Source organism: Gemmatimonas sp. (assembly GCF_044345575.1).
In the GTDB taxonomy this organism is placed as follows: domain Bacteria; phylum Gemmatimonadota; class Gemmatimonadetes; order Gemmatimonadales; family Gemmatimonadaceae; genus Gemmatimonas.
In genome coordinates this window covers 1-3,730 of sequence record NZ_JBIJAW010000318.1, presented here as the reverse complement: position 1 = coordinate 3,730, position 3,730 = coordinate 1, and the positions used below count along the sequence as shown (strand labels likewise).

4 protein-coding genes are annotated in these 3,730 nt (G+C 64.6%); 3 read left to right on the top strand and 1 reads right to left on the bottom strand.

Annotated elements, in window-relative coordinates:
- The 3 genes from ACIQ6O_RS14355 to ACIQ6O_RS14345 form a co-directional block, all read left to right on the top strand.
- On the top strand, positions 1-966 hold a 966-nt coding region (locus ACIQ6O_RS14355), incomplete at its 5' end, for a GGDEF domain-containing protein (protein WP_396208465.1).
- Between the two features lie 226 nt (positions 967-1,192).
- On the top strand, positions 1,193-1,777 hold the full coding sequence (locus ACIQ6O_RS14350) for a PEP-CTERM sorting domain-containing protein (RefSeq protein WP_396208464.1): 585 nt from the start codon (positions 1,193-1,195) through the stop codon (positions 1,775-1,777).
- A gap of 283 nt (positions 1,778-2,060) precedes the next feature.
- Positions 2,061-2,762, top strand: coding sequence for a PEP-CTERM sorting domain-containing protein (locus tag ACIQ6O_RS14345; protein ID WP_396208463.1), 702 nt, complete (start codon positions 2,061-2,063; stop codon positions 2,760-2,762).
- 111 nt (positions 2,763-2,873) lie between these two features.
- On the opposite strand, the gene ACIQ6O_RS14340 is transcribed toward ACIQ6O_RS14345, so the two are convergent.
- Positions 2,874-3,730 (bottom strand): HAD-IC family P-type ATPase (locus tag ACIQ6O_RS14340; RefSeq protein WP_396208462.1); only part of this gene is annotated, 857 nt, incomplete at its 5' end.

Sequence of the window (3,730 nt, the reverse complement as noted above, 5' to 3'; positions counted from 1 at the left end):
ACCCGGTGGCATCGACATGCCACGCTGGGGTTCGCGCTCGACGAGAGCCGCCAGGGCTCCGTGGGCGTGAACGAACGCGACTGGGACGGCGTCGTGCGCACCATCACGGAGCAGCGGCGCGACGAACATCGGTATGTCGCGTCGAGCATCAACGAGCTGCGTGACGCGCTGTGGGCATGCGTGGAGACGGTGCACAATGCGGTGAAGGTGGATCACGCCGCCGACGCGACCACCGACCAGCAGATGGAGCGGGCCAAGTCGGCGCTCAAGCGCATGCAGACGGGCTCCATCAAGGAGGAAGTGCTCGGGGCGGTGCTGGCGATCGAGGGGGCGTTGCAGACGCGTCGCGAGCAGCAGCAGCAGCAGTACGTGAGCCTCGCGGAGAAGCTCGACCGGCTCGGTCGTCAGCTGGAGGAAGCGCGGCGCGAGATCACTACTGACCCGCTGACCGGTCTCGGTAACCGCAAGCTGTTCGACGTGATGGCGCAGCGGGCGCTGCAGATGTTCTCGCTCGGTCGTCAGCCGGTGGTGTTGCTGCTGATCGACATGGACAAGCTGAAACTGGTAAACGACATGTACGGGCATCAGTCCGGCGACGTCGCGATCCAGAACCTCGGCAAGGCGCTGTCAAAGACGTTCCTGCGGCAGACCGATGTCTTGTGCCGTCTCGGAGGCGATGAGTTCGCCACCATCCTGCACAACACCGACTGGAAGATGGCTCAGACTCTGGCCAAGCGACTGCAGGAGCAGTTGGCGCTCCTGCCCGCACCGCACCCGAGTATGGAGTTCTCGGTGGGCGCCAGCGTAGGCGTGGCGCAGCTCGAACCGTACGAAGAGGTCGATGAGTGGGTGGCGCGGGCCGACAAGGCGCTGTACAAGGCCAAGCAGAACGGGCGTGAGCGCGTGTGCGTGGCGGATGGGTTGGTGCGTAGCACCCAAGAGATCAGACCAGTCAGCAGCGCGTGACGCTGCGAGGCCACAGCTGCTGTGGCTTCCGCACTACAGCCTTGGTGGCTGGGAAGAGCGACGCTTGGTGATGTTGAGTTAATCTTTCTATAATGTTGTATTGCAATGGCTTATGAACACATCCATGGGTGTCCGGAATGCGTTGACGCGGGCGCCCGGGCGGCATGGTAGTTGAAGTGGGGACGAGGTAAGTGGAACATCACACTCCCATTAACTACCCCGTCATATGATTAAGAAGATTCTTGTCTCCGTCGCGTTGCTCGCCTCGGTGGCGCCTGGTGCGGGGGCGCAGCCGATTCCTGCGAATCCGGCAGGCCCTTCGACCTGCCTTCTCACTCCCAACGTCTTCTCCGTCATCGCCCCGACGAAGTGCTACGGCTTCATCGAGCGCAACGCCATGCAGTTCTCGACGGGCAGTGCGCTGAACTCCACCGGCAATACCGCGTGGGCGCACAAGGCGATCACGGCCTTCGGACTCACGCCGCCGGCCAATGTCATCTGGAAGGATGATTGGGCGGGTTCGGCGAATTTCGGCACGACGATGACGGGATGGACCGTGATCGGCCTCCACTGGGGCAACTATCCGAACGCGCTCGACAACGGCTCGGACGTCGGCAATGTGTCGGCCTTTTATCTGTTCGACGCGGGCGCGGGCACGAACAACGTTGCTTTGCGTGACCTGCAGGGTATCTCGAATGCCTCGGTGGTCTACACTGGCGGCACCCAGGTTCCCGAGCCCACCTCGTTCGGCCTTGTCGCCGCCGGCCTGCTCGGCCTCGGCGCCGTCGCTCGCCGTCGTCGCCAGGTCTGATAGCAAGCACGCGGTTGCAAAAGGGGGCGCTCCGAAAGGAGCGCCCCCTTTTTTGTGTTGCTCCAACAGTTGTTGCGCTGCTGCGGCAGGTGGCGGACTCATCCATAAGATCGGGCCATGGCCGGGAGATGCATGGAGATGTTAAGTGATTGCCAATAAATAACTTAAGCATAATTGCTGATGCATGGGCGTAGTGGCCATGGTGGCACGCGAATTGATGAGTCTGCTACGCACCCGGGGCGTCTACCGGGGACACGCGTACTCCCCACGGCCTGCAAAACCCATGAAGCACCTCTTGTTCGCTGCTCTGCTCCTCGCCGTGCCCGTGCAGCTCGCCACGGCGAAGGGTCGGCCCAACGTCGGCCGCAGCAGCAACGGCACCAACGGCAGTAACGGCAACAACGGCAACAACGGAAGCAACGGCAACAACGGAAGCAACGGCAACAACAACAAGGACGCCATCGCGGTGAACTGCGACCTCGGCGCAGCCATGGTGACGTTCACGGGGTATGACGAGTGCCGTGGCGCGTTCAGCGGCAATATCAACGGCAACACCACCGGCGAAGTCGGTCTCGGTGGCGACATCGACGATTTCGGCAGCGCATGGGCGGGTAACTGGCGAAAGGTCGGCAAGTCCGACGAGGCGACCGGCGGCTGGTTCGCCGGCGGCCCTGTGACGGCCGGCGGGAAGGACGTCATCAACTTCGATGGCTGGCTCACTGGCCGGTTCATCGTGGGCGTGAAGCAGGCGTCCTGGTACAGCTACTACCTGTATAACTGGAACAACCAGAACGTGGCCGCCCTCGATTGGCGCGGTGTCGCCCCGACTCAGGCCGGCTACTCGCACATCATGCTCTACACGGTCAACGGCACGATCTGCGAGAGCAACTGTACGCAGGTCCCCGAACCCACCAGCGCTGCCTTGCTCGTCAGCGGCCTCGCCGGTCTCGCCGCCGCCGCCCGTCGTCGCCGGAACAAGGCGTAACGGTTCGCCGGTTGCACTGACAACCGACAACTGTCACTACGAACTACAAACTCCCTGCGGTAGCCGAGATCTCGGCCGCCGCGGGGAGTTTCTCGTTTCTAGTGATAGTTGTCAGTTTCTAGTGAATCCGGTGACAGTCGTCTGTTCCGAGTTGGACCTGCCCGCGCTCGCCGCCCGCAACGCGTTCAGAATCACCGCCACATCGATCGCCTCCTGAATCAGCGCGCCGGCCACCGGCGTGAGCATCCCCGCCGCGGCGAAGCCCATCCCGACCAGCGACAGCCCCAACCCCACGCCGATCGACTGGCGCGCGATATACAGCGCGCGTCGGCCGATGCGCACCGCTTCCGCAATACGCGATGGGTCGTCGATCAGCAGCACCACATCAGCCGCCTCCGCGACCACGCCCCCGCCATGGCCGGCCAGCGCCACCCCCACAGTCGCCGCCGACAGCGATGGCGCGTCATTGGTGCCGTCGCCCACCATCAGCACGCGCCGCCCCGCTTTCTCCAGCGCCGTCACCCGCGTCACCTTGTCCTGGGCGCTGAGGTCCCCCGCGTACTCCGTGATCCCCACCTGCGAGGCAATGGCCGCCACGTTGGCCTGCTTGTCGCCGGAGTACAGGTACGTGCGTTGGAAGCCGAGCTGGCGAAGGTCGGCGAACATCGGGGCCAACTCCTCGCGCAGCTGATCGGCGAACTCGATGCGCGCCACTTCGCCGCGCTCCGTCCCCACGTACGCGCGGAGCCCGCTCGCCTCGCGCTCCATCTCGGCCAGCACCCCGGCGCTCACGGGGGACCGCTCCAGGAGGGCGTCACGCACGAAGTCCGGCGAACCCACCGCCACCCACTCGCCGTTCACCTCACCCGTCACGCCACGCCCCGGCGTCTCCTGCAGCTGCGACGCCAGCCCCAGTTTCGCGCCGCGCCGCTCGGCTTCCGCGACGATCACGCGCGCCAGCAGATGCC

Bases quoted from the DNA above. Each gene is read 5' to 3' on its own strand.
- ACIQ6O_RS14350 (WP_396208464.1), top strand. From the start codon at position 1,193: ATGATTAAGAAGATTCTTGTCTCCGTCGCGTTGCTCGCCTCGGTGGCG.
- ACIQ6O_RS14345 (WP_396208463.1), top strand. From the start codon at position 2,061: ATGAAGCACCTCTTGTTCGCTGCTCTGCTCCTCGCCGTGCCCGTGCAG.